Here is a 23,620-nt window from a genome sequence, read left to right as displayed (position 1 = left end):
AATCTGAACGCCGACCGTCCGGGCTGATCAAGTACGCCGGATCTGCAAGGATGAACGGCGAATGCAGAGTGTGAACAGCAGTGAGGAGATGGCCGTGTCGGGTATGTCGGCGGGCCGGTCAGCCATGCGGATGGGACCCGCTGAGCTGGTGCAGGCGGCGGCCATGGCCCGTCGCTTCTATCTCGAGGGCAAGTCCAAGATCCAGATCGCGGAGGAGTTCGGCGTCAGCCGCTTCAAGGTGGCCCGGGTTCTGGAGACCGCTCTCGAACGTGATCTCGTGCGGATCGAGATCCGTGTGCCGGCCGAGCTGGACGCCGAGCGCTCCGACGCGCTGCGCGCCCGCTACGGCCTCAGGCATGCCGTCGTGGTCGAGTCCCCGGCCGACGCCGAGGAGTCGCCCGACCCCGAGAACCTCGGCGAGGTGGCTGCCGACCTGCTCGGCGAACTGGTGACCGAGGGCGATGTGCTGGGCCTGGCCTGGGGCCGCTCCACCATCAACATGGCGGCCGCCCTGGACCGGCTGCCGCCGTGCACGGTGGTGCAGTTGACGGGCGTGTACGACGCCGGGACGGCCGAGCGCGGCTCGGTGGAGGCGGTGCGCCGTGCCGCGCAGGTGTCGGGCGGGGACGCGCACCCCATCTACGCGCCGATGCTGCTGCCGGACGCGGCGACCGCCGCAGCGCTGCGCAACCAGACCGGGATCGCCCGCGCCTTCGAGTACTTCGACAAGGTCACGGTCGCCTGTGTCTCCATCGGCTCCTGGGAGCCCGGCATCTCGACGGTGCACGACATGCTCAGCGACGAGGAGCGCGCCCACTACGCGTCCCTCGGTGTCGCCGCCGAGATGTCCGCGCACCTCTTCGACACCGAGGGCCGCCGGGTCGGACGGGACCTGGGGGAACGATGCATCACCGTGAAGGCGGACCAGTTGCGTCGTGTCCCCGAGGTCGTCGCGATCGCGGGCGGGCAGCGGAAGGCGGCAGCGATCGACGCGGTGCTGCGCTCCGGGCTCGTCACCAGCCTGGTGACGGACACGTCGGCGGCGGACTACCTGATGACGGCGGGCCCGACCCCGAAGCCGGCCCTGAACCGGGCGGACCCGGACGGGTCCTGACAACCGGGCGCGCGGGGGCAGCCGTGGCAGCATCGACGCCATGCTGACGCGGTACGTCCCCCGCGTGCTCGCGGGCCTGTTCCTCTGCCTGACCGTCCTGCTCACCGGGTGTTCCCCGCACACCACCGGCGCCTCCCCGCCGGCACCGTCGTGGGCCGGCCACATGGCCACCGTCAAGCTGTCCCGGCTCCCGGCCGAGGCTCGGGGGACCCTCGCCCTCATCGACAAGGGCGGCCCCTTCCCGTACGCCCAGGACGGCGTCGTCTTCGGCAACTTCGAGCGCCTGCTGCCCCGGCACCGGCGCGGCTACTACCACGAGTACACCGTGCGGACGCCGGGCTCGAGGGACCGTGGGGCCCGGCGCATTGTCACCGGACAGGGCGGGGAGATCTACTACACCGGTGATCACTACAAATCCTTCCGGGCGGTGCTGAGATGACCGACGACCTGGCGGCCCCGCTCGTCGTCACGCTGGACCTTCACGGGGTCGCCGACAAGGCGGCGTTCATGGAGCGGATCGTGCGCGCCCTGGAGCTGCCGGACTGGTTCGGCCGCAACTGGGACGCGCTCGCGGACTCGCTCGGCGACGGAAGTGTCTGGCCCGCCGACGGAGTCGAGAAGGGCCTGCTGCTCGTCGTACGGGGCTGGCAGCCGTACGCGAAGGCGCGGCCCGAGGAGTGGGAGATCGCCCGCGAGGTGTTCGCCGAGGCGGCGGACCGGACGCCGGGGCTCACCGTGGCGCTCGCCCTTGGAGGATCCCACGAACGACCCTCTGACCTGCCTGGATGATCTGTCCAGGGATTGCGGACCCCCCGTCATGGGAGAATGAAGTACGTGCTCTTCCCCCTGGCTGACCTGTCAGGGGGCCGCCTCTGATCGACTGGGATGTGCAGCACGTGCGTTTCCTCAATGACATCCAGCCCGCGTACGACCTGACCTACGACGACGTCTTCATGGTGCCGAGCCGCTCCTCGGTCGGCTCCCGCCAGGGCGTGGACCTCGCCTCCCCGGACGGTTCGGGCACCACCATCCCGCTGGTCGTCGCCAACATGACCGCGATCGCCGGCCGCCGCATGGCGGAGACGGTGGCCCGCCGCGGCGGCCTGGTCGTCATACCGCAGGACATCCCGATCGACGTGGTCACCGAGGTCATCTCCTGGGTCAAGGGCCGCCACCTGGTGCTGGACACCCCGATCGTGCTCGCCCCGCACCAGACGGTCGCCGACGCCCTCGCGCTGCTGCCGAAGCGCGCGCACAACGCGGGTGTGGTCGTCGACGGGGAGCACCGGCCGATCGGCGTGGTCACCGACGCCGACCTCTCCGGCGTGGACCGCTTCACGCAGCTCGAAGTGGTCATGTCGAAGGACCTGCTGCTGCTCGACGCCGACATCGATCCGCGCGAGGCCTTCAACACCCTCGACGGCGCCAACCGCCGCTATGCGCCCGCCGTGGACAAGGACGGCAAGCTCGCCGGCATCCTCACCCGCAAGGGCGCCCTGCGCGCCACGCTCTACACGCCGGCCACCGACGCCGACGGCAGGCTGCGCATCGCCGCCGCCGTCGGTATCAACGGCGACGCGGTCGGCAGGGCCAAGCAACTGCTCGACGCGGGCGTCGACACGCTCGTCATCGACACCGCACACGGCCACCAGGAGTCGATGCTCAACACCATCAGGGCCGTGCGCGCGCTGGACCCGCAGGTGCCGATCGTGGCGGGCAATGTCGTCGCCGCCGAGGGCGTCCGCGACCTGATCGAGGCGGGCGCGGACATCGTCAAGGTCGGCGTGGGCCCCGGCGCCATGTGCACCACGCGCATGATGACGGGTGTCGGCCGCCCGCAGTTCTCGGCGGTCCTCGAGTGTGCGGCCGAGGCGAAGAAGTACGGCAAGCACGTGTGGGCCGACGGCGGGGTCCGCCACCCCCGCGATGTCGCGATGGCACTGGCGGCCGGGGCGTCCAACGTGATGATCGGCTCGTGGTTCGCGGGCACGTACGAGTCTCCGGGCGACCTCCAGCAGGATGCGAACGGGCTCCTGTACAAGGAGTCGTTCGGCATGGCGTCGGCGCGTGCGGTGCGCAACCGCACGTCGGAGGAGTCGGCGTACGACCGTGCCCGCAAGGGGCTGTTCGAGGAGGGCATCTCGACCTCCCGCATGTTCCTCGACCCGGCCCGCCCGGGCGTCGAGGACCTGATCGACTCGATCATCGCGGGCGTCCGCTCGTCCTGCACGTACGCGGGTGCGGGCTCCCTGGAGGAGTTCGCCGAGCGGGCCGTCGTGGGCATCCAGAGCGCGGCGGGCTACGCGGAGGGCAAGCCGCTCCACGCCAGCTGGAGCTGACGCACTCCCTTTGGTACGGCTGGTACGGCCCCTGGTGTCCCGTCGGTGGGACAGCGGGGGCCGTCCGCGTGTCCGGGTGCCCGCCCGCACGGTCGGAAGGGCGGAAGGCGGAAGGACCGACGTACGGCCCGTCGGGCACGCCGAGGTGCGCTGGGACGACTGCCCCGCGCCCGACGTGCGCACCGCGAGGCCTGGCTGGCCGGGATCAACAGGCTCGATGCCCCGAGATCAACTCGTGCACGTTCCTCGCCAAGGAGCTGCCGTCAGGCCGTCTTGACGTCAAGCAGCCTTGACGAGAGTCTGAGGGCATGACGACACCGCAGAGCATCGAGTCCCAGTACACGTTGGCCACCGCCGTGGCCCGGCTCGAGGACCTGCGCATGCGGGAGTCCCTCGCGGGGGCCGGGAGCGACGCCGAGGCGCCGGACCGGGGTGAGCTGCTCGAACTGCTGGCGCTGAGCGAGGTCGTGGCCCGCAAGGCGGCGTACGGGCGGCAGCTCACCGTGCGCGCGGCGCGTGAGGCAGGCGCCTCCTGGGCACAGATCGGCGCCGCGCTCGGCACCAGCAAGCAGGCCGCCTGGGAGGCCCACACCCGCTGGATCGACGCACAGGCGGCGGCGTACGGAAAGCCGGGACAGCTGGGGTTCGACGCGACGGACGTGGCCGAGGCGCGGGGGATCGCCGGGGAGCCGGGAGAGGTCTGAGGGCCGCCGGACGGTCCCGCCTCCGCCGGGCGCAACCATCGAAAGGGCTTGCGCAACGAACAGGCGCGACTCCCCGATGAACGCAAGGATCTTGCGGAGATGCGCAAGGTTGCTGCATTACGCCCGTGAAGGGCGCACTCGTAGGGTCATGCGCTGTACGTGGCGTGGCGAGGACCCCGCTCGGTGGGTCCCCGCTCCGGGGATGCCACCGGTCCCGCCTGCCCTTTGACGGCAGCGATAAGGAGCCGACGCGTGCTCGACCAAGGCGCACCCCCGCAGTCCCGCAGTCATCCAGCCCCCGCGAATCCCGGGCTCGGCGCGCGTCTGATGCGCCGCAAGCCCGTGGAACGCCTTGTCGCCGAGGGCGGCCAGGGCGAGGGAGGGACGCTGCGGCGTTCCCTCGGGCTGTGGCAGCTGACCATGATCAGTATCGGTGCCACGCTCGGCACGGGCATCTTCGTGGTCCTCGGCGAGGCCGTCCCCAAGGCCGGTCCGGCCGTCACCCTGTCCTTCGTGATCGCCGGTCTCACGGCGCTGTTCTCCGCCCTTTCGTACGCCGAGCTGGCGGGCACGATCCCGGTCTCCGGGTCCTCGTACTCGTATGCGTACGCAACGATGGGCGAGCTGATCGCCTGGGTCTGCGGCTGGTGTCTGGTGCTGGAGTACGGCGTCTCGGTCGCCGCCGTCGCGGTCGGCTGGGGCGAGTACCTCAACGAGCTGCTCGACGGCACTCTCGGCGTCACCATCCCGGACGCCCTGTCCGCGCCGCCCGGAGACGGCGGCGTCTTCAACCTGCCCGCCCTGATCGTCGTCCTGCTCGCCATGGCGTTCCTGCTCGGCGGCGCCAAGGAGTCCGCGCGCGCCAACACGATCATGGTCGTGGTGAAAATCGCCGCGCTCGTCCTGTTCTGCCTGATCGGCATCCAGGGCTTCCGCTCCGGCAACTACGCGAACTTCATGCCGCTCGGCATGGCCGGCGTCAGCGCCGCCGGGGCCACGCTCTTCTTCTCGTACATCGGCTTCGACGCCGCCTCCACGGCCGGTGAGGAGGCGAAGAACGCGCAGCGCGACCTGCCGCGCGCGATCATGCTGTCGCTCGTCATCGTCACCGCGCTGTACGTCCTCGTCGCGGCCGTCGCCGTGGGCGCCAAGCCGTGGCGGCGGTTCAACGACTCGGAGGCCGCTCTCGCCGAGATCATGAAGAACGTCACCGGTCAGACGTTCTGGGGCACGCTCCTCGCGGCCTGCGCGGTCATCGCCATCGCGAGCGTCGTGCTGACCGTGCTGTACGGCCAGACGCGCATCCTCTTCGCTATGTCCCGGGACGGCCTCGTGCCCAAGGTGTTCTCGCGCGTCCACCCGCGCACCGGCACGCCCCGCGCCAACACCGTCATCGTGTCCGTCTTCTGCGGTGTCCTGGCCGCCGCGATCCCGCTCGGGCAGCTCGCCGACGCCACCAGCATCGGCACGCTGTTCGCCTTCGCGCTGGTCAACGTCGCGGTCGTGGTGCTGCGCCGGACGCGTCCGCACATGCCCCGCACCTTCCGGGTGCCGCTGTCGCCGGTGCTGCCGGCGCTCGGCTTCGCGTTCTGCGTGTGGATGATGGGCAGCCTCTCGGCCGTCACCTGGGTGGTCTTCGGGGTCTGGATGGCCGTCGGGCTCGTGTTCTACTTCAGTTACGGCCACCGGCGCTCCCGGCTGGCCGCCGCGGACCCCGTGGCATCCGCCGTCACGGACCCTGCGGCATCCGCCGTCACGGACCCCGCGGCATCCGCAGTCATCGCACAGAAGTGAACCACCCGCCTTGCTGAACGATCTCGACGAACGCATCGTGCACGCCCTCGCCGAGGACGCCCGCCGCTCCTACGCGGACATCGGGCAACTGGTCGGCCTGTCCGCTCCCGCCGTGAAGCGGCGGGTGGACCGGCTGCGTGCCACTGGTGCCATCACCGGGTTCACCGTTCGCGTCGACCCGGGAGCGCTCGGCTGGGAGACCGAGGGGTTCGTCGAGATCTACTGCCGGCGCAACACCTCGCCGGAGACCATCCAGCGGGGTCTGGAGCGCTACCAGGAGGTCGTGGCCGCCTCCACCGTCACGGGTGAGGCGGACGCGATCGTCCAGGTCTTCGCCTCCGACATGCGCCACTTCGAGCGCGTCCTGGAGCGCATCGCGGGCGAGCCGTTCGTGGAACGGACGAAGTCCGTGCTGGTGCTGTCGCCGCTGCTGCGGCGATTCTCCTCGGGCTCGCCGACGTAGGCGACGGGCGACGGGCGACAGGCGGCACGCTTCGAGTGTCGAGCGCGGGCGGTGTCGCGGCCCGAGACCGGAGAGGGCCGTCGAGCGGAACTTTGGGGTTACCCCAGGCAACCATTGCGGTTCCCGAGGGCCATCCCGTAGGTTGTGCGACACTCGCTACCCGCGGGTAACACCTGCGGGTAACCGACCCCCGCCCCGGCCACCCGACCGTTCCGTCGCCCTGGGGAGACCATGCGCTGGCCCTTCGGCCGTCCCACCACGGTCCGCGCCCGGATCGTGACGCTCGCGCTCGCACCGGCGGTAGCCCTGATGGCGCTGTGGAGCTTCGCCATGGTGTCGGTCACCGGCGAACTCCGCGGGCTTGTCCGGGTCCAGGACGTCTACGAGGACTTCGGCACGCCCGTCGACACCGCGATCGGACAGATCCAGATCGAACGGCGGCTCGCGGCCGCTTACCTGGGCGGACGCCACCGCACGGGAGCGGCTGTCGACCTGCTGGCGCAGCAGCGCCGCACCGATCGGGCCGTGAGCGCCCTGCGTGAAGCCCTCCGCGAGGGGGACCACGGCCGCCTGTCCGACCGGCAGCGGCAGTCGCTCGACACCATGATCGCCGCCGTCGACCGACTGGAGGGGCTGCGGGAGCGCGTGCTGTCGGGCCGCATCTCCTGGGACCGCGCGGTGACCGAGTACAACGCCCTCGTGGAGCCGGGCTTCGACGTCCAGTCCGCGCTCACCGCACTGCAGGCCGGGCAACTGGCGCGGGAGGCCCAGGTCGTCATCGAGCTGGTGCGGGTACGGGAGTTCGTGTCGCGCGAGGACGCGCTCGTCGCCGGGGCGCGGGCGGCCGGAACCCTGACCGACCGCCAGTACGACACCCTCACGGCGACCATCGAGGACCGGCGCGTCTTCGAGCGGACCTACGTGCCCGACCTGCCGTCCGACTCCAGGACGCTCTTCGAGGAGTTCCAGCGCGGCGCGGTGCACCGGGCGCTGACCGCAGGCGAGGACGCCCTGCTGCGGGCAGGTGCCGACAACGCGGGCAGGGCCGTCACGGCCGACTCGTGGCGGACGACCACCGACCGGGCGGTCAAGCGGTACATGCTGCTGTGCACCCGATCGGCCAAGAACTCCGCCGCACGCGGACGGGCGTTCGCCTACCGGGAGCTGACCAGGGCCGCCGCCGTCGGAGTGGTCGGGCTGGCCGCCGTGGGCCTGTCACTGTGGTTCGCGGTGCGTGGCGCCCGCCGCATCTCACTTCGCCTGGAGACGCTGCGGGACGCCGCCGACCTGCTGACCGCCCGCCAGCTCCCGGACGTGATGGCGCGGCTGAGCGCGGGCGAGGAGGTGGACGCGCTCGCCGAGGCGCCACCTCTGGCCGACCGGGAACTCAAGCCCGACGAGATCGGCCAGGTCGGCCGGGCCTTCAACACCGCACGCCTGGCGGCCGTCGAGGCAGCCGTCAAACAGGCCACTCTGCGCCGTGGGCTCTTCGCCGTGCTGCTCAACATCGCGCGACGCAACCAGGCGCTCGTCCACCGCCAGCTGAAGCTCGTCGACACGCTGGAACGGCGTACGGACGATCCGGACATCCTGGCGGAGCTGTTCCGGATCGACCACCTGACCACCCGGATGCGGCGCCATGCGGAGAGCCTGATCATCCTCTCCGGCGCGGCGCCCGGCCGCAGATGGCGGCGGCCCGTGCCCGTCGCCGACGTGGTGTCCTCCGCGGTGAGCGAGATCGAGGACTACGCGCGCGTAGTGGTCCCGCCGATGCCGGAGGCGGGCGTCGCCGCGGACGCCGTCGCCGACGTCGTGCACCTGATCGCCGAACTCCTCGAGAACGCCACCGTGTTCTCGCCGCCCCACACCCAGGTCACCCTGCGCGTCGGCCGGGCCCGGGGCGGGTTCGTCCTGGAGATCGACGACCGCGGCCTCGGCCTCGACTCCGACCAGATCGACGAGGCCCACCGCACCGTTAACGGCCCGGAGGACTTCGACCCGACGCGGCACGACCGGCTCGGGCTGTACGTCGTGGGCCGGCTCGCCGCCCGGCACGGCATCGAGGTCACGCTGTGCCGGTCGCCGTACGGCGGTACCACGGCGGTGGTCCTGCTGCCGGAGGCGGTCCTGGCGGATGTGGAGCCCGGAACACCGGCGCCGCCGGACGAAGAGCGGGTACGGCGGCAGCCCTCACGCGACACGACGGACGGTCGTGGGGTCGGTGGCACGACGGACGGTCGAGGGTTCGGCGCCCCGACCCCTGGTGCTCCCTCCCTCCCCACCCGCGTCCGCCAGACCTCCCTCGCCCGCGGCCTGCGCACCGAGGCCCCGTCCCCCGATGACATCCCGGCACGCGAGGTGAACGCCGAGGAGGTGCGGGCGATCTTCGGCGCCTATCAGCGCGGCCTGGACCGTGGCCGCAAGGGCATCCCCACGAGCACCGGACCCACGGAGCGAACCGACGCCTCTACGGAGCGAACCGAGGCCTCCATGGAGCGAACCGACGCCTCTACGGAGCGAACCGAGGCCTCCATGGAGCGAACCGACACCGAGGAAGGGACGGATGCCGACGATGCGCCCTGACCAGACCCCCGAGCACCCCGCCGAGGCGGACCGGCCGCCCGGCACGGACCTCGGCTGGCTGCTCGACGACCTTGTGACCAGGACCGACCACGTGCGCCAGGCCGTCCTCCTCACCGCGGACGGCCTCCCGCTGAGCTGCTCGGAGGGCATGCGCAGACGGGACATCGAGCATCTCGCCGCCGTCTGCTCCGGCTTCCACAGCCTGGCCCGCTCGGCGGGGGAGCGGTTCGCGGCCGGTTCGGTACGGCAGACCATGGTGATGCTCGACGACGCCTACCTCTTCATCACACCGGCCGGCGACGGGAGCAGGCTGGCGGTGCTCAGCGAGGTGCAGACCGACATCGGACAGCTGGCCCACGAGATGGCACTGCTCGTCCGCCGGGTCGGCCGCCACATGGACGCCGCCATGCGCTCGGCCGCGGACCCCGCGGGCCGCTGATCCGGCCGTGACCGACGACCACTGGTACGAGGACGAGACCGGGTCGATGGTGCGCCCCTACACCGTGACGCGGGGCCGGACCCGGCCCTCGCAGCGACACACCATCGACCTGATGTCGCAGGTCACGGCGCTGGAAGCGGACGAGGGACAGCCGAGCGTCGACCACGCCCGCACATCCCTGCTGGACCTGGTGCGCCGCCGGCCCCGGCCGGTCGTCGAGCTTGCCGCGGACGCCGATCTGCCGCTGACGGTCGTACGCGTGCTGGTCGGCGACCTGGCCGAGGCCGGTCTGGTGCGCATCGACGCGCCGCGGCCCGCGGCACGGGGCGGCCCGGCGGCGGACCCGGAACTGCTGCGGGAGATCGTGGAGCGGCTGCGGGAACTCTGAGCCCGGCGGGATTCCGCGGCAAGACAAGCGCAAGACAAGGGCGCGCAACGAATCGCCGCCCGGCCCGCGACGGACGCAACGATCCGCTCACCGGCGCGCAACGGCTCCTTCTTGTCCGGCCGAGGGCGCCGACCGTACCGTCTATCTGGCCCCCGCCCCCCTTCCGCACCGGTGGAGAACACGCATGCGCACCGCCCTGCTCCAGAGCTCCGGCCGTCTCGGCTCGGTCGCCGAGAACCTCAAGGTCCTCGACGAGGCCGCGGGCCGTGCCGCCGCGGCGGGCGCCGGCCTGCTGGTGGCGCCGGAGATGTTCCTCACCGGGTACGCGATCGGCGGCGAGATCGCCCGGCTCGCCGAGCCGGCCGACGGCGACGGGGCGGACGCGGTCGCCGAGATCGCGGCGAGGCACGGCCTGGCGATCGCCTACGGCTATCCCGAGCGCTCCGGCGAGCGAAGCGAGATGGGGGTGCCCCCGGCCGAAGGCGGGGGGAAGGTCTTCAACTCCGCCCAACTGATCTCCGCCCACGGCACCCGTCTCGCGAACTACCGCAAGACCCACCTCTTCGGCTGCTTCGAGCGCGACCACTTCACCCCGGGCGATCAGCCGGTCGTCCAGGCCGAACTGGACGGCCTCCGCGTCGGGATCATGATCTGCTACGACGTCGAGTTCCCGGAGAACGTCCGCGCCCACGCCCTGGCCGGCACCGACCTCCTCGTGGTCCCGACGGCCCAGATGCATCCGTTCCAGTTCGTCGCCGAGTCCCTCGTCCCGGTGCGGGCCTTCGAGAACCAGATGTACGTCGCGTACGTCAACCGCGTCGGCCAGGAAGGGGAGTTCGAGTTCGTCGGGCTCTCCACCCTCGCCGGACCCGACGGGATCGCCCGGGCCCGCGCCGGCCGCGTCGAGGAACTCGTCCTCGCCGACGTCGACCCCGCCCACCTCGCCGCCTCCCGGGAGGCGAACCCGTATCTGAAGGACCGCCGCCCCGGCCTCTACGGGTCCCTCGTCTGATCCCTCAGCCTTCCCCAGCGTTCTTTCGTGCAAGGAGTCCGTACCCCATGACGTCCACGGTGCCCAACGCCGTCCAGCACACAGACGAGCAGCAGCCGCCGATCACCATGTTCGGGCCGGACTTTCCGTACGCGTACGACGACTTCCTCGCCCACCCGGCGGGCCTCGGTCAGATACCCGCGACCGAGCACGGCACCGAGGTCGCCGTCATCGGCGGTGGCCTGTCCGGCATCGTGGCCGCGTACGAGCTGATGAAGATGGGCCTCAAGCCCGTCGTGTACGAGGCCGACCAGATCGGCGGCCGGCTGCGGACCGTGGGCTTCGACGGGTGCGACCCCTCGCTGACCGCCGAGATGGGCGCCATGCGCTTCCCGCCGTCCTCCACCGCGTTGCAGCACTACATCGACCTGGTCGACCTGGAGACGAGGCCGTTCCCCAACCCGCTGGCCGAGGCGACCCCGTCGACCGTCGTCGACCTCAAGGGCGAGAGCCACTACGCCGAGACCCTCGACGACCTGCCCCAGGTCTACCGCGACGTGGCCGACGCCTGGAACCGGTGTCTGGAAGAGGGCGCCGACTTCTCCGACATGAACCGCGCCATGCGCGAGCGGGACGTGCCGCGCATCCGAGAGATCTGGGCGAAGCTCGTCGAGAAGCTCGACAACCAGACCTTCTACGGCTTCCTCTGCGACTCCGAGGCCTTCAAGTCCTTCCGGCACCGCGAGATCTTCGGCCAGGTCGGCTTCGGTACCGGCGGCTGGGACACCGACTTCCCCAACTCCATCCTGGAGATCCTCCGCGTCGTCTACACCGAGGCCGACGACCACCACCGCGGCATCGTCGGCGGCTCCCAGCAGCTGCCCCTGCGCCTGTGGGAGCGCGAGCCGGAGAAGATCGTCCACTGGCCCTACGGCACCTCGCTGAAGTCCCTCCACGTGGACGGCGAGCCGCGCCCCGCCGTGACTCGGCTGCACCGCACCGCCGGCAACCAGATCACGGTGACGGACGCGAACGGCGACATCCGCACCTACAAGGCCGCGATCTTCACCGCCCAGTCCTGGATGCTGCTGTCCAAGATCGCCTGCGACGACTCGCTCTTCCCGATCGACCACTGGACGGCGATCGAGCGCACCCACTACATGGAGAGCTCGAAGCTGTTCGTCCCCGTCGACCGGCCCTTCTGGCTCGACAAGGCCGTCGACGACAAGGGAAATCCGACGGGCCGGGACGTCATGTCGATGACGCTCACCGACCGCATGACGCGCGGCACCTACCTCCTCGACGACGGCCCGGACAAGCCCGCCGTCATCTGCCTGTCCTACACCTGGTGCGACGACAGCCTGAAGTGGCTGCCGCTGTCCGCGAACGAGCGGATGGAGGTCATGCTGAAGTCGCTCGGCGAGATCTACCCGAAGGTCGACATCAGGAAGCACATCATCGGCAACCCGGTGACCGTCTCCTGGGAGAACGAGCCCTACTTCATGGGCGCGTTCAAGGCCAACCTGCCCGGCCACTACCGCTACCAGCGGCGCCTGTTCACGCACTTCATGCAGGACCGGCTGCCCGACGACAAGCGTGGCATCTTCCTCGCCGGCGACGACATCTCCTGGACGGCCGGCTGGGCCGAGGGCGCCGTGCAGACCGCGCTCAACGCCGTGTGGGGCGTCATGCACCACTTCGGGGGCGAGACCGACCCGGTCAACCCCGGCCCCGGCGACGTCTACGACGAGATCGCACCGGTGGAACTGCCGGAGGACTGAGCCGGGCCGGGCCCAGGGGCGGCCGGGACAGGCACGGCCGGTCGGATTCCAGCCGTGCCCGACGGCGGTCGGTCGGATTCCGGCCGTGCCCGACGGCGGTCGGTCGGATTCCGGCCGTGCCCGGCAGCGGTCGGTCAGATCCCGGCCGCCCGTGCCGCCGTGTACAGCTCCGCGGCCACGTCCTTCAGCTCCTGCGCGTCCCGCGTCGCGCCCTGGATGTCGATGAAAATCTCGTCGAGGCCGACCTCGGCGTGTGCCGCCAGGTCCTCCACGATCTGCTCGACGTTCCCCTGGAAGGGGCCGCGGTCCGCGCCGTCGTACGCCTTGGCCGAGTACGCCGCGTTGGTGCGCAGCACCGCCTGGAGGGGCTCGGTGCGGCCCCGCTCGGCGGCCAGGTCCTGCAACGCGCGCCACTGCGCGGCCAGCTGACCGGCACCCAGGCCCACCGGCATCCAGCCGTCGGCCTTGTCGACGAGCCGCCGCTGGGCCTTCTTGTTCGTCGCGGCCAGCAGGATCGGGATCGGCCGGGCCGGTTTGGGGGCGACGGTCGCCGAGGAGATCTTCGTGAGCCTGCCCTCATAAGTGACCGGATCGGGGCCCCAGACCGCGCGGCACACCTCGATCACCTCGTCCAGGATCTGACCGCGCTCCTCGAACGGGCGGACCGATGCCGCCGCGTACTCGTCCAGGGACCAGCCCGTGCCCAGGCCCGCCACGACCCGGCCGCCGCTCGCCGCGTCCAGCGAGGCGAACGCCTTGGCGAGCTGGAACGGCACGTGCAGGGGCGCCACGAGCACGCTCGTGCCGAGCCGGGCGCGCCGGGTGGCAGCGGCGGCGAGCGTGAGCGTCACCAGGGGCTCGGCCACCCCGCGGTAGCTGTCCGGCCAGGGCAGTCCCTCGATGCCGTACAGGCCCTGGGAGGCCGCCTCGGGGAACAGTGCCCGCTCGTACACCCACAGGCTCTCGTAGCCGATCTCCTCGGCGGCGCGTGCCACGTCGGGCACGTCACGCCCGATGTCGTACTGCTTGTTCTGGGGGAGGCTGAGTCCGAGCCGGGTCGCCATACCTGTCGCTCCTTCACCATGGATGTGCCTCCGACTCAACGTACAGCGGTCACAAGGGTGTTCCGGTCGCGACAGGCGCGGATGGCCGGATCAGTCCGGCAGCGGCGTGAGCAGCATGCGACTCGCGAATCCCACCGCCGCGTCCAGCCGCTGCGCGAACTCCTCGGTGACGTCCGGAAGTTCCCGCAGCGCCCACAGTGCCCGGCCCGCCGCCCAGGCGGCCTCGCGCGCCCGCTCCAGGCTCCACGAGCCGAGCAGGTGCGTGAGCGGGTCGGCGATCTGGAGCACATCGGGACCGGGCATCAGATCCTCGCGGATGCGCTCCTCCAGGGAGACCAGGATGTCGCCCACGCGGTCGAACTCGTCCTCCAGATCGGCCGGTTGACAGCCGAGCGTACGGCAGGCGTCCACGACGGCCAGCGCGAGGTCGTGACCGATGTGCGCATTGATGCCCGCGAGAGCGAACTGAAGCGGTCGTACGCCGGGATGGCGCCGGAACTGGAACAGCGGCCGCCAGCAGGCGGGCATGGGTCCCTCTTCGGCCACGGACAGATACCGCTCGGCGAACCGGACGTCCAGCGTGATCGCGGCCCGCCGGTCCGCGAAGCACCCGGCGTCCAGACGCTGGTCGACCTCCTCGGTGACGGCGAGGTAGACGCGGTTGAAGACCGCGACGCCGTCGTGTTCCGGCCAGCTCTCACCGAGCGCGCGCATACGTGAGACGACCGTGTCCACTTCCGTCGTGAACTGCTCCAACCGCACCATGAGGGCAGGGTTCCAGGCTTGGGCCGAACGGAGTGCCACCGGCCCGCGGGCTTCCCCGGAACGGGGGAACCCGGCGGTGGGCCAAGAGGGGGACGGGGGGAGCGGCACATGTCAGGTTCACGCGTCCGGCGGCCCGCCGCGCGCAGGGCCCGCCGCGCGCAGGGCCCGGCGCAGACGCGCCGCCCGGCGCGGTGCCATGGTCGCGGCGGCCTCGGTGGTGGTCGCGGCGGGCACCGTGGTGGGGACGATGTCGGCGCTCGACGACGGCCCCGCCGCCGACCGGGCCCGTCCGGCCGGCCGTGCCCCGCCCGACGGTCGGCAAGCCGCCGCCCGTCGTGCCGTCGGCATCGCCGGTCACGCCGTCCCCGGCACCAAACCCCTCGCGTCCGCCGTACCGAGCCGGACGGCCTTCACGCACACCGGCAGGCCGAGTACCTGGGCCGCTCCCGAGCGGCTCTACTGTCACCTGCGGTTGGTGTCGACCAGGCTGGTGTCACCGGGGTCCCCTCGGTGTCGGGCCTTGTCACCGCCTCTCGCGCCTGTCAGGGCGGATGTGACCTCGATGCCGCAGCCGGCGACAGCCGAGGAGCGCGACGAGGTGTGAACCGCCGAGCGCACAAGCTCGGTGTTCACGGCCGAGAAGGTGACCAACTGTCCCCCGACTTCCACCGCACCGGCGACGAGGTCGCGTACGCCCGTGAGGTACTGGACGGCCTCGGCGGTCCCGCGAGCCTGGGCGCCGTCATCGACAGCAGCCGTCATGGCAACGGCGCTCCGTCCGAGGGGGAGTGGTGCGCCCGGCCGACCGCAGGATCGGACGGGCGCCGACCCCGCACACGGCGGAGGACCGGGCCGACGCCTGTCCGTGGGTCAGGCCGCCGGGCGAATCGGACGGCTGCGAGGGGACACCCGGGACGTTCTCGGCCTAGTACGCGTATGAGCTCGCGCGCTGACCGTGACGCGCACCGGGCCGCATGGGCGTGCGCCTATGAGCCGGCCCGCTGATCCGCCTCCCGGGCGGCCGTGGTGCCGCTCTCCTCGTCGTACGAGGACGTGCCGGAGTCCAGCAGCGGCTCCTGCGTCTTGAGGTGCGCGGGGGCCAGCGCCCGCAGCGCGTGATAGCCGGTGATGACGACCAGCGTGCCCAGCGCGATGCCGCTGAGCGAGAAGGTGTCGGTGAACTTCATGGTGACGTTGCCGACGCCGATGATGATGCCCGCCGCGGCCGGTACCAGGTTCAGCGGATTGCGCAGGTCCACCTTGGAGTTGATCCAGATCTGCGCGCCGAGCAGGCCGATCATGCCGTACAGGATGACGGTGATGCCGCCGAGCACCCCGCCGGGGATCGCGGCGACGATCGCGCCGAACTTGGGGCAGATACCGAAGAGGAGCGCGAAGCCGGCCGCGGCCCAGTAGGCGGCGGTCGAGTAGACCCGGGTGGCGGCCATCACGCCGATGTTCTCGGAGTACGTCGTGTTGGGCGGGCCGCCGACCGCCGTGGAGAGCATGGAGCCTATGCCGTCGGCGGAGATCGCCGTGCCCAGCTTGTCGTCCAGCGGCTCGCCGGTCATCTCACCGACCGCCTTGACATGTCCGGCGTTCTCCGCGACCAGCGCGATCACCACGGGAAGGGCGACCAGGACCGCGGACCACTGGAAGGACGGTCCGTGGAAGTGGGGCAGGCCGATCCAGTCCGCCTTGCCGACGGCCGACAGGTCCAGGCGCCAGTGGTCGGTGAGCTTGCCGCTCGCGTCCGCCGAGTGGATCTTCCCGAAGATCCGGTCGAACGCCCAGGAGATCCCGTATCCGAACACCAGCCCAAGGAAGATCGCGATCCGTGACCAGAAACCGCGCAGGCACACCACGGCCAGCCCGGTGAACAGCATCACGAGCAGTGCGGTCCACTGGTCCTGCGGCCAGTAGACCGAAGCGGTCACCGGAGCGAGGTTGAACCCGATCAGCATGACGACCGCGCCGGTCACGATCGGTGGCATCGCCGCGTGGATGATCCGCGCCCCGAACCGCTGGACCGCGAGCCCCACGAGGAACAGCGCGACACCGACGACGAACACCGCGCCGGTCACCGTCGCGCTCGTGCCGCCCTGGGCGCGGATCACCGCGGCGACGCCCACGAAGGAGAGCGAACAGCCCAGGTAGCTGGGCACCCGGCCGCGGGTCGCCAGCAGGAAGATCACGGTGGCGACGCCCGACATCATGATCGCGAGGTTGGGGTCGAGGCCCATCAGGACGGGCGCCACGAAACTCGCTCCGAACATGGCCACGACATGCTGGGCGCCGAGCCCGACCGTGCGGGGCCACGAGAGCCGTTCGTCGGGACGGACGACCGCTCCGGGCGCGGGCGTGTGCCCGTCACCGTGCAGCTTCCAGCGCACGCCGAGGTCCATGGTGAAGCTTCGCTTTCTCTGTACATGAAGACTGTCCGAACCATTGTCACCGGTACCTGCGTCCCTTCGCCCTCAAGGTCCGCAGACTGAACCGTGTTCACAGTCACGATCGGACAGGGGAAATCCTGAGCGTCCGCTTAGGATGGAGCGTCCTCGTGAGCCGCATCATGAGCCTCATCCGACACGCCCAGGAGCCCGAACCCCGTGACCGCCGAAGCCCCGATCGCACCCGCTCTGTCCTACGGCCGGCTGATCCCCGTCACCGTCCACTTCGACGACCTCGATGCGCTCGGACTGCTCCACAACGCCCGCTACCCGGTCATGGTGGAGCGCGCCTGGACCGCGCTGTGGCAGGAGCACGGCTTCGGTTTCGACGGCGACTGGGAGGCGGCGGGCGACTTCTGCAACGCCGTCAAGGAGCTGCGGATCACCTACGACGCCCGGGTCGACAAGCCGGGCGCGTACGCCGTGCACCTGTGGCTGGAGCGGCTCGGGAACACCGGGCTGACGTACGGGTTCCGGTTCTGTTCGGCCGACGGAGCAGTGACGTACGCGCGGGGCAGCCGGGTCCTCGTCCGGCTCGACGCGGCGACCCTGCGCCCGGCCTCGTGGAGCGAGCCCTTCAGGGCCGTGGGTCGCGAACTGCTGCGCTCGGCGGACTGACCTTCGGGCGCTCACGGTCGCCCGCGCGCAGGACGCCGGCGAGGGCCGTGAGCCCGCACGCCAGCACGGTCACCAAGCCGAACGAGACCACCAGGCTGGTCGCCTGGGCCAGCCCGCCGATCGCGCTGGGCGCGATCAGACCCGAGGTGTACGTGATGGTCGCCACGCCCGCGATGGCCTGGCTGGGGTTGGGGCCGCTGCGGCCCGCCGCCGCGAAGCACAGCGGGACGACGACCGCGATGCCCAGGCCCATCAGCGCGAACCCGGCCATCGCCACCGCCGGCTGCCCCGCGACGACGACGAGCAGACCGCCGAGGACGGCGAGCGCACCGCCGCCGCGGACCGTACGGACCGCACCGAAGCGGTTCACCACCGCGTCCCCCGCGATCCGGGCCACCGCCATGGTCAGCATGAAACCGGTCGTCGAGGCCGCCGCGAGCCCGGCCGACGTGTCGAACCGGTCGCGCAGATACACCGCCGACCAGTCCAGGCTCGCCCCCTCCGCGAACACCGCGCAGAAGCCGACCGCGCCGATGATCAGCGCCGATTTGGGCGGGAGCGTGAACCTCGGCGGTGGCTCCTCGTCCTCGGCGGGCTTCAGATCGAGCACCCAGCGGCAGGCCACTATGGCGAGGAGCGTGAGGACCCCCGCCGCCAGTGCGTGGTGCAGCCGCGCGTCCGAGCCGAGCTGCGCGGCGAGCGTGCCGGCGGCCGATCCGATCAGGGTGCCGACGCTCCACATGCCGTGCAGGCCGGACATGATCGACTTGTCGAGCAGGCGTTCGACCTCGACGCCGAGCGCGTTCATGGCGACATCGGCCATGCCTGCCGTGGCGCCGTAGGTGAACATCGCCAGGCACAGGGTGTACAGGTTCGGCGCGAGCGACGGCAGGGTCAGGGACAGCGTCCACAGTGCGATCAGGCCGCGCAGGGCGGTGCGGCTGCCGAAGCGGTGGCTGATCCGGCCGGCCAGCGGCATCGAGCAGGAGGCGCCGAACGCCGTGAAGGCCAGGGCGAACCCGAGTTGGCCCGCACCGACGTGCGCGTGGTCCTGGATCCACGGCACGCGGGTGGCGAACGAGCCGGTGACGGCGCCGTGCACGGCGAACACCGCGGCCACGGCGTACCGGGCGCGCCTCACCTCGCGTGGTTGGTAGACCCCTTCGACCATTGTGCTCATTGTCGGGCCCCTCCCCGGCTGTGTCCGCCCCGCTGCGCCGCGTAAACTATCAGGAACCCTGCCTGATAGATAGGGCAAGGGCCAGGGCGAGTGATCAAGAGCCGCCCGCCGAGCCGCCCGCCGATCTGGAAGGATCCCGGCATGCCCGCATCTCCGAGCACCGCCCGGGCCATCAACGACCGGCTCGCCCTGCGGCTGCTGCAGCAGGAAGGCCCGTTGACGGCAGGGAAGTTGAAGCAGCTCACCGGACTGTCCCGCCCCACGGTCGCCGACCTCGTCGAGCGCCTGACGGCAGCCGGGCTGATCGCGGTGGTGGGGGAGTCGGGCGAGCAACGGCGCGGTCCGAACGCCCGGCTGTACGGGATCGTCGCCGACCGCGCCCATCTCGCGGCCCTCGACGTGCGCACCGAGGGCGTCTCCGTCGTCGTGTCGGATCTGCTCGGCGAGGTGCTCACCGAGGCGTCGGTGCCCATCAGTGGAGACTCCGGCACGGGACCCGCGGTCGAACAGGCGGTGGCGCTGGTGGAGCGCGCCGCGAAGGAGGCCGGTGCCGAGCGGCTGCACACAGTCGGGATCGGGGCGCCCGGGCTCGTCGATCCCGCCACCGGGGAACTCCGCGACTCCTCGGGCCTGCCCGAGTGGCACCGCCGACTGGTCGCCGCGCTCCAGGAGCGGTTGCCCGCGCGTGTGATCGTGGAGAACGAGACCAACCTCGCCGCCCTGGCCGAACAGCGCGAGGGCGCCGCCCGCGACCGGGACACCTTCGTCCTGCTGTGGCTCGGGCACGGCACGGGCGCGGCCGTGGTGCTCGACGGCGCGCTGCGCCGCGGCGCCTCGGGCGGCACCGGCGAGATCGGCTTCCTGCCGGTCCCGGGCACCGGGGCGCTCCCGTCGGCGACGGACTGTGCGGGCGGCTTCCACTCCCTGGCGGGAGCGGCGGCCATCGCCGAACTGGCGCAGGCGCACGGGCTGGTGGCGGACGGCAAGGCGCACGAGCCGTACGCGGCGGCGCTGGTACGCAGGGCCGCGGAGGCGGCGGGTGCCGCGGAGGCGGGGGACTCGCGCCGGCCGGGACGGGCCGACGGGGCCGCGGGGGGCGCTTGGGCTGTCGGCGGCGGGGCGGGTGCGGGTGCGGTGCGGGGCGGTGCCGGTCCGGCGGGCGCTTCGGGTGTCGGTGGCGGGGTGGAGGTTGTGGGGAGCGGTGGAGTCGCGGCCGCCGGGCCGGGTGTCGGCGGCGGTGCGGGTGCGGTGCGGGGTGGTGGGGCTGTGCGGGGCGCTGTGGGTGTCGGTGGCCGGGACGGGGTTGGCGAGGCTGCGGTCGGTGCTTCGGGTGTCGGTGGTCTGGGCGGGGGTGGCGAGGCTTCGGTCGGTGCCGTGGGGGCTGCCGGTGGCCGGAGTGGTGTGCGGGACGGTGAGGTTGCGGCGGGCGACCCCGAGGCCGGGGGTTCGGGCGGCGGTGTGGGCCGTCAGGATGCCGGGGGCCTGCGTGGCGCGTCTCCGGAGGGTGATGGGGGTGCCGACGGGGCCGGGGGAGGCCGCCTCGGCGCCCCCGAGGAGCGCATTGCGGCCCGCTTCCTCGACGCCCTCGCCGACCGTCTCGCCATCGGCGCCGCCTCCATCGCCGCCATCCTCGACCCCGGCTGTGTGGTGCTCGGTGGCGAGGTCGGGCGGGCGGGCGGTGACGTGCTGGCCGCGCGCGTCGAGGAGCGGCTCGCACGGATGACGCCACTGCGGACCGAGGTGCGGGCGGGCGCGCTGGGCGGCGGCGCGGTACTGCGGGGCGCCCTGCTGACCGCGCGGGACGGCGCCCAGGACGACCTGTTCACGCCTCCGGTTCGCGCCTAACGGGCGCGCGGTGATGTTCCCGCTCGGGAGAAGCCGAGAGGGGGAAGAGGCCGCAACATCCGTGCCGGCGCGGGGAGTTGTGGCGTGCAAGTCCGTCACTTTCCGGATACCCGGCTCTGGTGGGCGCTTGCGAACGCGAGAAGAAGCCCGGTGCGCTCGGGGCTGGTCCGGCAGGCCCGCCGTCCCGGTCCGCCGGAGAAGTCCAGCCGTGCGTCCTGTGAGGCACCCCACACCGTTCGTCCGTATGGACCTCGACAAGGCGTGGCACACTGGCCCTGTACCTAAAGCAGCGCACTCCGGGGTCGGTGAAAGTCCGAACCGGCGGTTACAGTCCGCGACCCGGTCGCTTCCAGCGGCCGGTTGACCAGGTGAAATTCCTGGACCGACGGTTAAAGTCCGGATGGGAGGCAGTGCGCGGCGGGCGGGCATCATGCACGCCGCCGTAGGTCCGTCATGACGACGGACCCTCGTTCGGCGTCGTCCTCGGTGTCCCTGCTCGTGTCTACTGTCGTCATCGACAGGCCCCGGAGTCCGTGCCCGAAAGAGGCAGGAGGACCCGGGAAGTGTTCACCGGAATCGTCGAAGAGCTGGGTGAGGTCACCGCCGTCGAGAATCTCGGCGACTCCTCCCGCTTCCGGCTCCGTGGACCCGTCGTCACCGAAGGCGCTGAGCACGGTGATTCCATCGCAGTCAACGGTGTCTGTCTCACCGTCGTGGAGCACGATGGCGACGAATTCACTGCCGACGTCATGGCGGAAACCCTGAACCGCTCCAGCCTCGGCGCCCTCGCGGTCGGCTCCCGCGTCAACCTCGAACGCCCCACCGCCGTCGGCGCGCGCCTCGGCGGGCACATCGTGCAGGGCCACGTCGACGGCACGGGCACGGTCCTCGAACGCAAGCCGTCCGACAACTGGGAGCTCATCACGATCTCCCTCCCGGCTCACCTGAGCCGCTACGTGGTCGAGAAGGGCTCCATCACCGTCGACGGCATCAGTCTCACCGTCGTCGAGGCCGGCCCCGACCGCTTCACCGTCAGCCTCATCCCCACGACCCTCGCGCTGACCACGCTCGGCATCAAGCAGCCCGGCGACCCCGTCAACCTCGAAGTCGACGTCATCGCCAAGTACGTCGAGCGCCTGCTGGCCAGTCAGGGGGACACCAAGTGAACTGGCTCAACTCCGAGGCATTCACGCTCTTCGACCAGCACATCAAGTGGTCGGACATGATCGGCAACGTGATCGGTCTGGTCGCACTCGCCTTCGGCTGGCGGCGCTCCATATGGAGCTGGCCGGCGCAGTTCCTGTCGGGTGTCATCCTCTTCGCGGCCTTCGCCAACGCCCACCTCTCCGGCAGCGCCGGCAAGCAGGTCGTCGTCATGGTCGTCGCCGTCTACGGCTGGTGGCAGTGGAACCGCGGCAAGGGACAGGGCGAGGACGGCCACATCGCCGTACGGTTCGCCACCTGGCGCGAGCGCGCGGTCCTGGTCGGCGCCGCCGCCGTCGGCACGGTCGCGGTCGCCGGTCTGTTCAAGGCGTACCCGTCACTGTCCTGGGATCCCTGGCCGGACGCGTACATCTTCGTCGGCACGATCGTCGCCATGTACGCCCAGGCGCGCGGCATGGTCGAGTTCTGGTTCGCCTGGCTGCTCGTCGACGCCGTGGGCGTCCCGCTCAACTTCGCCAACGGCTTCGCCTTCTCCGGCTTCGTCTACGTCATCTACGGCGCACTCGTCCTGTGGGGCATGCGTGACTGGTGGCTGCGCTCCCGCAAGACGGGGCAGCCCGTTCTGGAAGGAGCCGCGGCATGACGACGGCGCCGATTCTCTACAGCACGGACAACATCGAGGACTTCGCGCTCGACCCGGTCGAGCAGGCCATCGCCGACATCGCGGCGGGCCGCCCGGTCGTGGTCGTCGACGACGAGGACCGGGAGAACGAGGGCGACCTCGTCATCGCGGCCGAGAAGGCCACGCCCGAGATCGTCGCCTTCATGATGAGCGAGTGCCGCGGTCTGATCTGCGCCCCCATGGAGGGCGACGAACTCGACCGCCTCCAGCTCCCGCAGATGGTCGACCACAACACCGAGTCGATGCGCACCGCGTTCACCGTGTCCGTCGACGCGAGCGGCGCCCACGGCGTGACCACCGGTATCTCCGCCTCCGACCGCGCCACCACGCTGCGGCTGCTGGCCGGGGGAGAGGCGGGCCCCGGCGACTTCGTCCGCCCCGGGCACGTCTTCCCGCTGCGCGCCAGGTCCGGCGGCGTCCTCGTCCGCAACGGCCACACCGAGGCCGCCGTCGACCTCGCCCGACTGGCGGGGCTGCGCCCGGCCGGCGTGATCGTGGAGATCGCCGGCGAGGACGGCCACATGCTGCGCCTGCCCGAACTGATCCCGTTCGCCCGTAAGCACGGGCTGACGATCATCTCCATCGAGGACCTGATCGCCTACCGCCGCACCTCGGAACCCACCGTCCGCCGCGAGGCCGAGGTCCACCTGCCCACCGCCTTCGGCGAGTTCACGGCGTACGGCTACCGCTCCACCGTCGACGGCGTCGAGCACGTCGCCCTCGTCCACGGCGAGATCGGTGACGGCGAGGATGTCCTCGTCCGTGTCCACTCCGAGTGCCTCACCGGCGACGTCTTCCACTCCCTGCGCTGCGACTGCGGCCCTCAGCTGGAGGCATCACTGGAGCGCATCCAGGCCGAGGGCCGGGGCGTGGTCGTCTATCTGCGCGGCCACGAGGGGCGCGGCATCGGGCTGATGTCCAAGCTGCGCGCCTACGAACTCCAGGAGCGTGGCCGCGACACCCTGGACGCCAACCTGGAACTGGGCCTGCCCGCGGACGCCCGTGACTATGCCGCCGGCGCGCAGATCCTGGAGGACCTCGGGGTCCACAGTCTGCGGCTCATGACCAACAACCCCGACAAGACCGACGCCTTGCTCCGGCACGGCCTCAAGGTCTCGGCACGGGAGCCGATGCCCGTACAGGCGGGCGAACACAACCTCCGCTACCTGCGCACCAAGCGGGACCGGATGGGGCATGACCTGCCCTGGCTGGACACGAGTGCCGTGTCCGCCTGCGGCAACCAGTAAGAGAGCACT

Annotated in this window: 23 protein-coding genes, 1 pseudogene and 1 riboswitch; of the genes and pseudogenes, 18 read left to right on the top strand and 6 right to left on the bottom strand. The window is 71.4% G+C overall.

What is annotated here, in order from left to right:
- The first annotated feature begins 70 nt into the window (after positions 1 to 70).
- The 12 genes from Q2K21_RS22710 to Q2K21_RS22655 all read left to right on the top strand — a co-directional run bounded on the left by Q2K21_RS22710 (position 71) and on the right by Q2K21_RS22655 (position 12,596).
- The gene (locus Q2K21_RS22710; protein WP_310781176.1) at positions 71 to 1,114 is read left to right on the top strand and encodes a sugar-binding transcriptional regulator; all 1,044 of its coding nucleotides are present in this window, start codon (positions 71 to 73) and stop codon (positions 1,112 to 1,114) included.
- A 40-nt stretch (positions 1,115 to 1,154) separates the two neighbouring features.
- The gene (locus tag Q2K21_RS22705) at positions 1,155 to 1,553 is read left to right on the top strand and encodes a guanyl-specific ribonuclease (protein ID WP_310774078.1); all 399 of its coding nucleotides are present in this window, start codon (positions 1,155 to 1,157) and stop codon (positions 1,551 to 1,553) included.
- On the top strand, positions 1,550 to 1,903 hold the full coding sequence (locus Q2K21_RS22700) for a barstar family protein (protein WP_310774076.1): 354 nt from the start codon (positions 1,550 to 1,552) through the stop codon (positions 1,901 to 1,903). Before Q2K21_RS22705 ends, Q2K21_RS22700 begins: the two co-directional genes overlap by 4 nt.
- Before the next feature lie 107 nt (positions 1,904 to 2,010).
- On the top strand, positions 2,011 to 3,453 hold the full coding sequence (locus tag Q2K21_RS22695) for a GuaB1 family IMP dehydrogenase-related protein (protein ID WP_310774073.1): 1,443 nt from the start codon (positions 2,011 to 2,013) through the stop codon (positions 3,451 to 3,453).
- A gap of 308 nt (positions 3,454 to 3,761) precedes the next feature.
- The gene (locus Q2K21_RS22690) at positions 3,762 to 4,157 is read left to right on the top strand and encodes a hypothetical protein (protein WP_310774070.1); all 396 of its coding nucleotides are present in this window, start codon (positions 3,762 to 3,764) and stop codon (positions 4,155 to 4,157) included.
- A 252-nt stretch (positions 4,158 to 4,409) separates the two neighbouring features.
- Positions 4,410 to 5,951, top strand: coding sequence for an amino acid permease (locus Q2K21_RS22685; protein WP_310774067.1), 1,542 nt, complete (start codon positions 4,410 to 4,412; stop codon positions 5,949 to 5,951).
- 10 nt (positions 5,952 to 5,961) lie between these two features.
- A complete protein-coding gene (locus tag Q2K21_RS22680; protein WP_310774064.1) occupies positions 5,962 to 6,414 on the top strand; it encodes an Lrp/AsnC family transcriptional regulator in 453 nt (150 codons plus the stop codon).
- Between the two features lie 231 nt (positions 6,415 to 6,645).
- The gene (locus Q2K21_RS22675) at positions 6,646 to 8,997 is read left to right on the top strand and encodes a sensor histidine kinase (RefSeq protein ID WP_310774061.1); all 2,352 of its coding nucleotides are present in this window, start codon (positions 6,646 to 6,648) and stop codon (positions 8,995 to 8,997) included.
- Positions 8,987 to 9,436 carry a roadblock/LC7 domain-containing protein gene (locus Q2K21_RS22670; RefSeq protein WP_310781174.1) on the top strand — a complete coding sequence of 150 codons (450 nt, stop codon included), beginning with the start codon at positions 8,987 to 8,989 and terminating at the stop codon, positions 9,434 to 9,436. Before Q2K21_RS22675 ends, Q2K21_RS22670 begins: the two co-directional genes overlap by 11 nt.
- A gap of 7 nt (positions 9,437 to 9,443) precedes the next feature.
- Positions 9,444 to 9,824, top strand: coding sequence for a DUF742 domain-containing protein (locus Q2K21_RS22665; RefSeq protein WP_310774058.1), 381 nt, complete (start codon positions 9,444 to 9,446; stop codon positions 9,822 to 9,824).
- Between the two features lie 184 nt (positions 9,825 to 10,008).
- Positions 10,009 to 10,836, top strand: coding sequence for a carbon-nitrogen hydrolase family protein (locus tag Q2K21_RS22660; protein WP_310774056.1), 828 nt, complete (start codon positions 10,009 to 10,011; stop codon positions 10,834 to 10,836).
- 47 nt (positions 10,837 to 10,883) lie between these two features.
- A complete protein-coding gene (locus Q2K21_RS22655; protein ID WP_310774054.1) occupies positions 10,884 to 12,596 on the top strand; it encodes a flavin monoamine oxidase family protein in 1,713 nt (570 codons plus the stop codon).
- Positions 12,597 to 12,730: 134 nt separating this feature from the next.
- Here the strand turns inward: Q2K21_RS22655 and Q2K21_RS22650 are convergent, their stop codons facing one another.
- The 4 genes from Q2K21_RS22650 to Q2K21_RS22635 all read right to left on the bottom strand — a co-directional run bounded on the left by Q2K21_RS22650 (position 12,731) and on the right by Q2K21_RS22635 (position 15,187).
- A complete protein-coding gene (locus tag Q2K21_RS22650; RefSeq protein WP_310774051.1) occupies positions 12,731 to 13,660 on the bottom strand; it encodes a TIGR03619 family F420-dependent LLM class oxidoreductase in 930 nt (309 codons plus the stop codon).
- A 90-nt stretch (positions 13,661 to 13,750) separates the two neighbouring features.
- Positions 13,751 to 14,425 (bottom strand): DUF5995 family protein, encoded by a 675-nt coding sequence (locus Q2K21_RS22645; RefSeq protein ID WP_310774050.1) that lies wholly within the window; start codon positions 14,423 to 14,425, stop codon positions 13,751 to 13,753.
- 117 nt (positions 14,426 to 14,542) lie between these two features.
- Entirely contained in the window at positions 14,543 to 14,773 is a 231-nt protein-coding gene (locus Q2K21_RS22640) for a hypothetical protein (protein WP_310774047.1), read from the bottom strand.
- Between the two features lie 114 nt (positions 14,774 to 14,887).
- Positions 14,888 to 15,187 carry a hypothetical protein gene (locus tag Q2K21_RS22635; RefSeq protein WP_310781422.1) on the bottom strand — a complete coding sequence of 100 codons (300 nt, stop codon included), beginning with the start codon at positions 15,185 to 15,187 and terminating at the stop codon, positions 14,888 to 14,890.
- On the opposite strand from Q2K21_RS22635, the pseudogene Q2K21_RS22630 reads away from it, so the two are divergent.
- Positions 15,086 to 15,354, top strand: a pseudogene (locus Q2K21_RS22630) (glycoside hydrolase family 6 protein); the annotation flags it as partial. The gene Q2K21_RS22635 and the pseudogene Q2K21_RS22630 sit on opposite strands and share 102 nt — an antisense overlap.
- Positions 15,355 to 15,411: 57 nt before the next feature.
- Here Q2K21_RS22630 and Q2K21_RS22625 read toward each other — a convergent pair.
- The gene (locus Q2K21_RS22625) at positions 15,412 to 16,830 is read right to left on the bottom strand and encodes a uracil-xanthine permease family protein (protein ID WP_310774045.1); all 1,419 of its coding nucleotides are present in this window, start codon (positions 16,828 to 16,830) and stop codon (positions 15,412 to 15,414) included.
- 204 nt (positions 16,831 to 17,034) lie between these two features.
- Between Q2K21_RS22625 and Q2K21_RS22620 the strand changes: the two genes are divergently transcribed.
- Positions 17,035 to 17,493 carry an acyl-CoA thioesterase gene (locus Q2K21_RS22620; protein ID WP_310774042.1) on the top strand — a complete coding sequence of 153 codons (459 nt, stop codon included), beginning with the start codon at positions 17,035 to 17,037 and terminating at the stop codon, positions 17,491 to 17,493.
- On the opposite strand, the gene Q2K21_RS22615 is transcribed toward Q2K21_RS22620, so the two are convergent.
- Positions 17,453 to 18,664 (bottom strand): MFS transporter, encoded by a 1,212-nt coding sequence (locus Q2K21_RS22615; RefSeq protein WP_310781172.1) that lies wholly within the window; start codon positions 18,662 to 18,664, stop codon positions 17,453 to 17,455. The two genes, Q2K21_RS22620 and Q2K21_RS22615, sit on opposite strands and share 41 nt — an antisense overlap.
- 150 nt (positions 18,665 to 18,814) lie before the next feature.
- Between Q2K21_RS22615 and Q2K21_RS36045 the strand changes: the two genes are divergently transcribed.
- The 4 genes from Q2K21_RS36045 (at position 18,815) to Q2K21_RS22590 (ending at position 23,611) form a co-directional block, all read left to right on the top strand.
- Positions 18,815 to 20,518: an ROK family transcriptional regulator gene (locus Q2K21_RS36045; protein ID WP_449343590.1), complete on the top strand. Its 1,704-nt coding sequence runs from the start codon at positions 18,815 to 18,817 to the stop codon at positions 20,516 to 20,518.
- 287 nt (positions 20,519 to 20,805) lie between these two features.
- Positions 20,806 to 20,936, top strand: a riboswitch (FMN riboswitch).
- Positions 20,937 to 21,081: 145 nt separating this feature from the next.
- Entirely contained in the window at positions 21,082 to 21,684 is a 603-nt protein-coding gene (locus Q2K21_RS22600; protein WP_310774038.1) for a riboflavin synthase, read from the top strand.
- Positions 21,681 to 22,325 carry a nicotinamide riboside transporter PnuC gene (gene pnuC, locus Q2K21_RS22595; RefSeq protein ID WP_310774036.1) on the top strand — a complete coding sequence of 215 codons (645 nt, stop codon included), beginning with the start codon at positions 21,681 to 21,683 and terminating at the stop codon, positions 22,323 to 22,325. Before Q2K21_RS22600 ends, pnuC begins: the two co-directional genes overlap by 4 nt.
- Positions 22,322 to 23,611, top strand: a complete 1,290-nt coding sequence (locus Q2K21_RS22590) for a bifunctional 3,4-dihydroxy-2-butanone-4-phosphate synthase/GTP cyclohydrolase II (protein WP_310774034.1) — start codon at positions 22,322 to 22,324, stop codon at positions 23,609 to 23,611. Before pnuC ends, Q2K21_RS22590 begins: the two co-directional genes overlap by 4 nt.
- The last annotated feature ends 9 nt before the right edge of the window (positions 23,612 to 23,620 follow it).

This window comes from Streptomyces sp. CGMCC 4.7035 (genome assembly GCF_031583065.1).
GTDB classification, from domain to species: Bacteria; Actinomycetota; Actinomycetes; order Streptomycetales; family Streptomycetaceae; genus Streptomyces; species Streptomyces yaanensis.
Note: the sequence above shows the minus strand (reverse complement) of the source record. Positions and strands in the feature narration are given on the sequence as shown.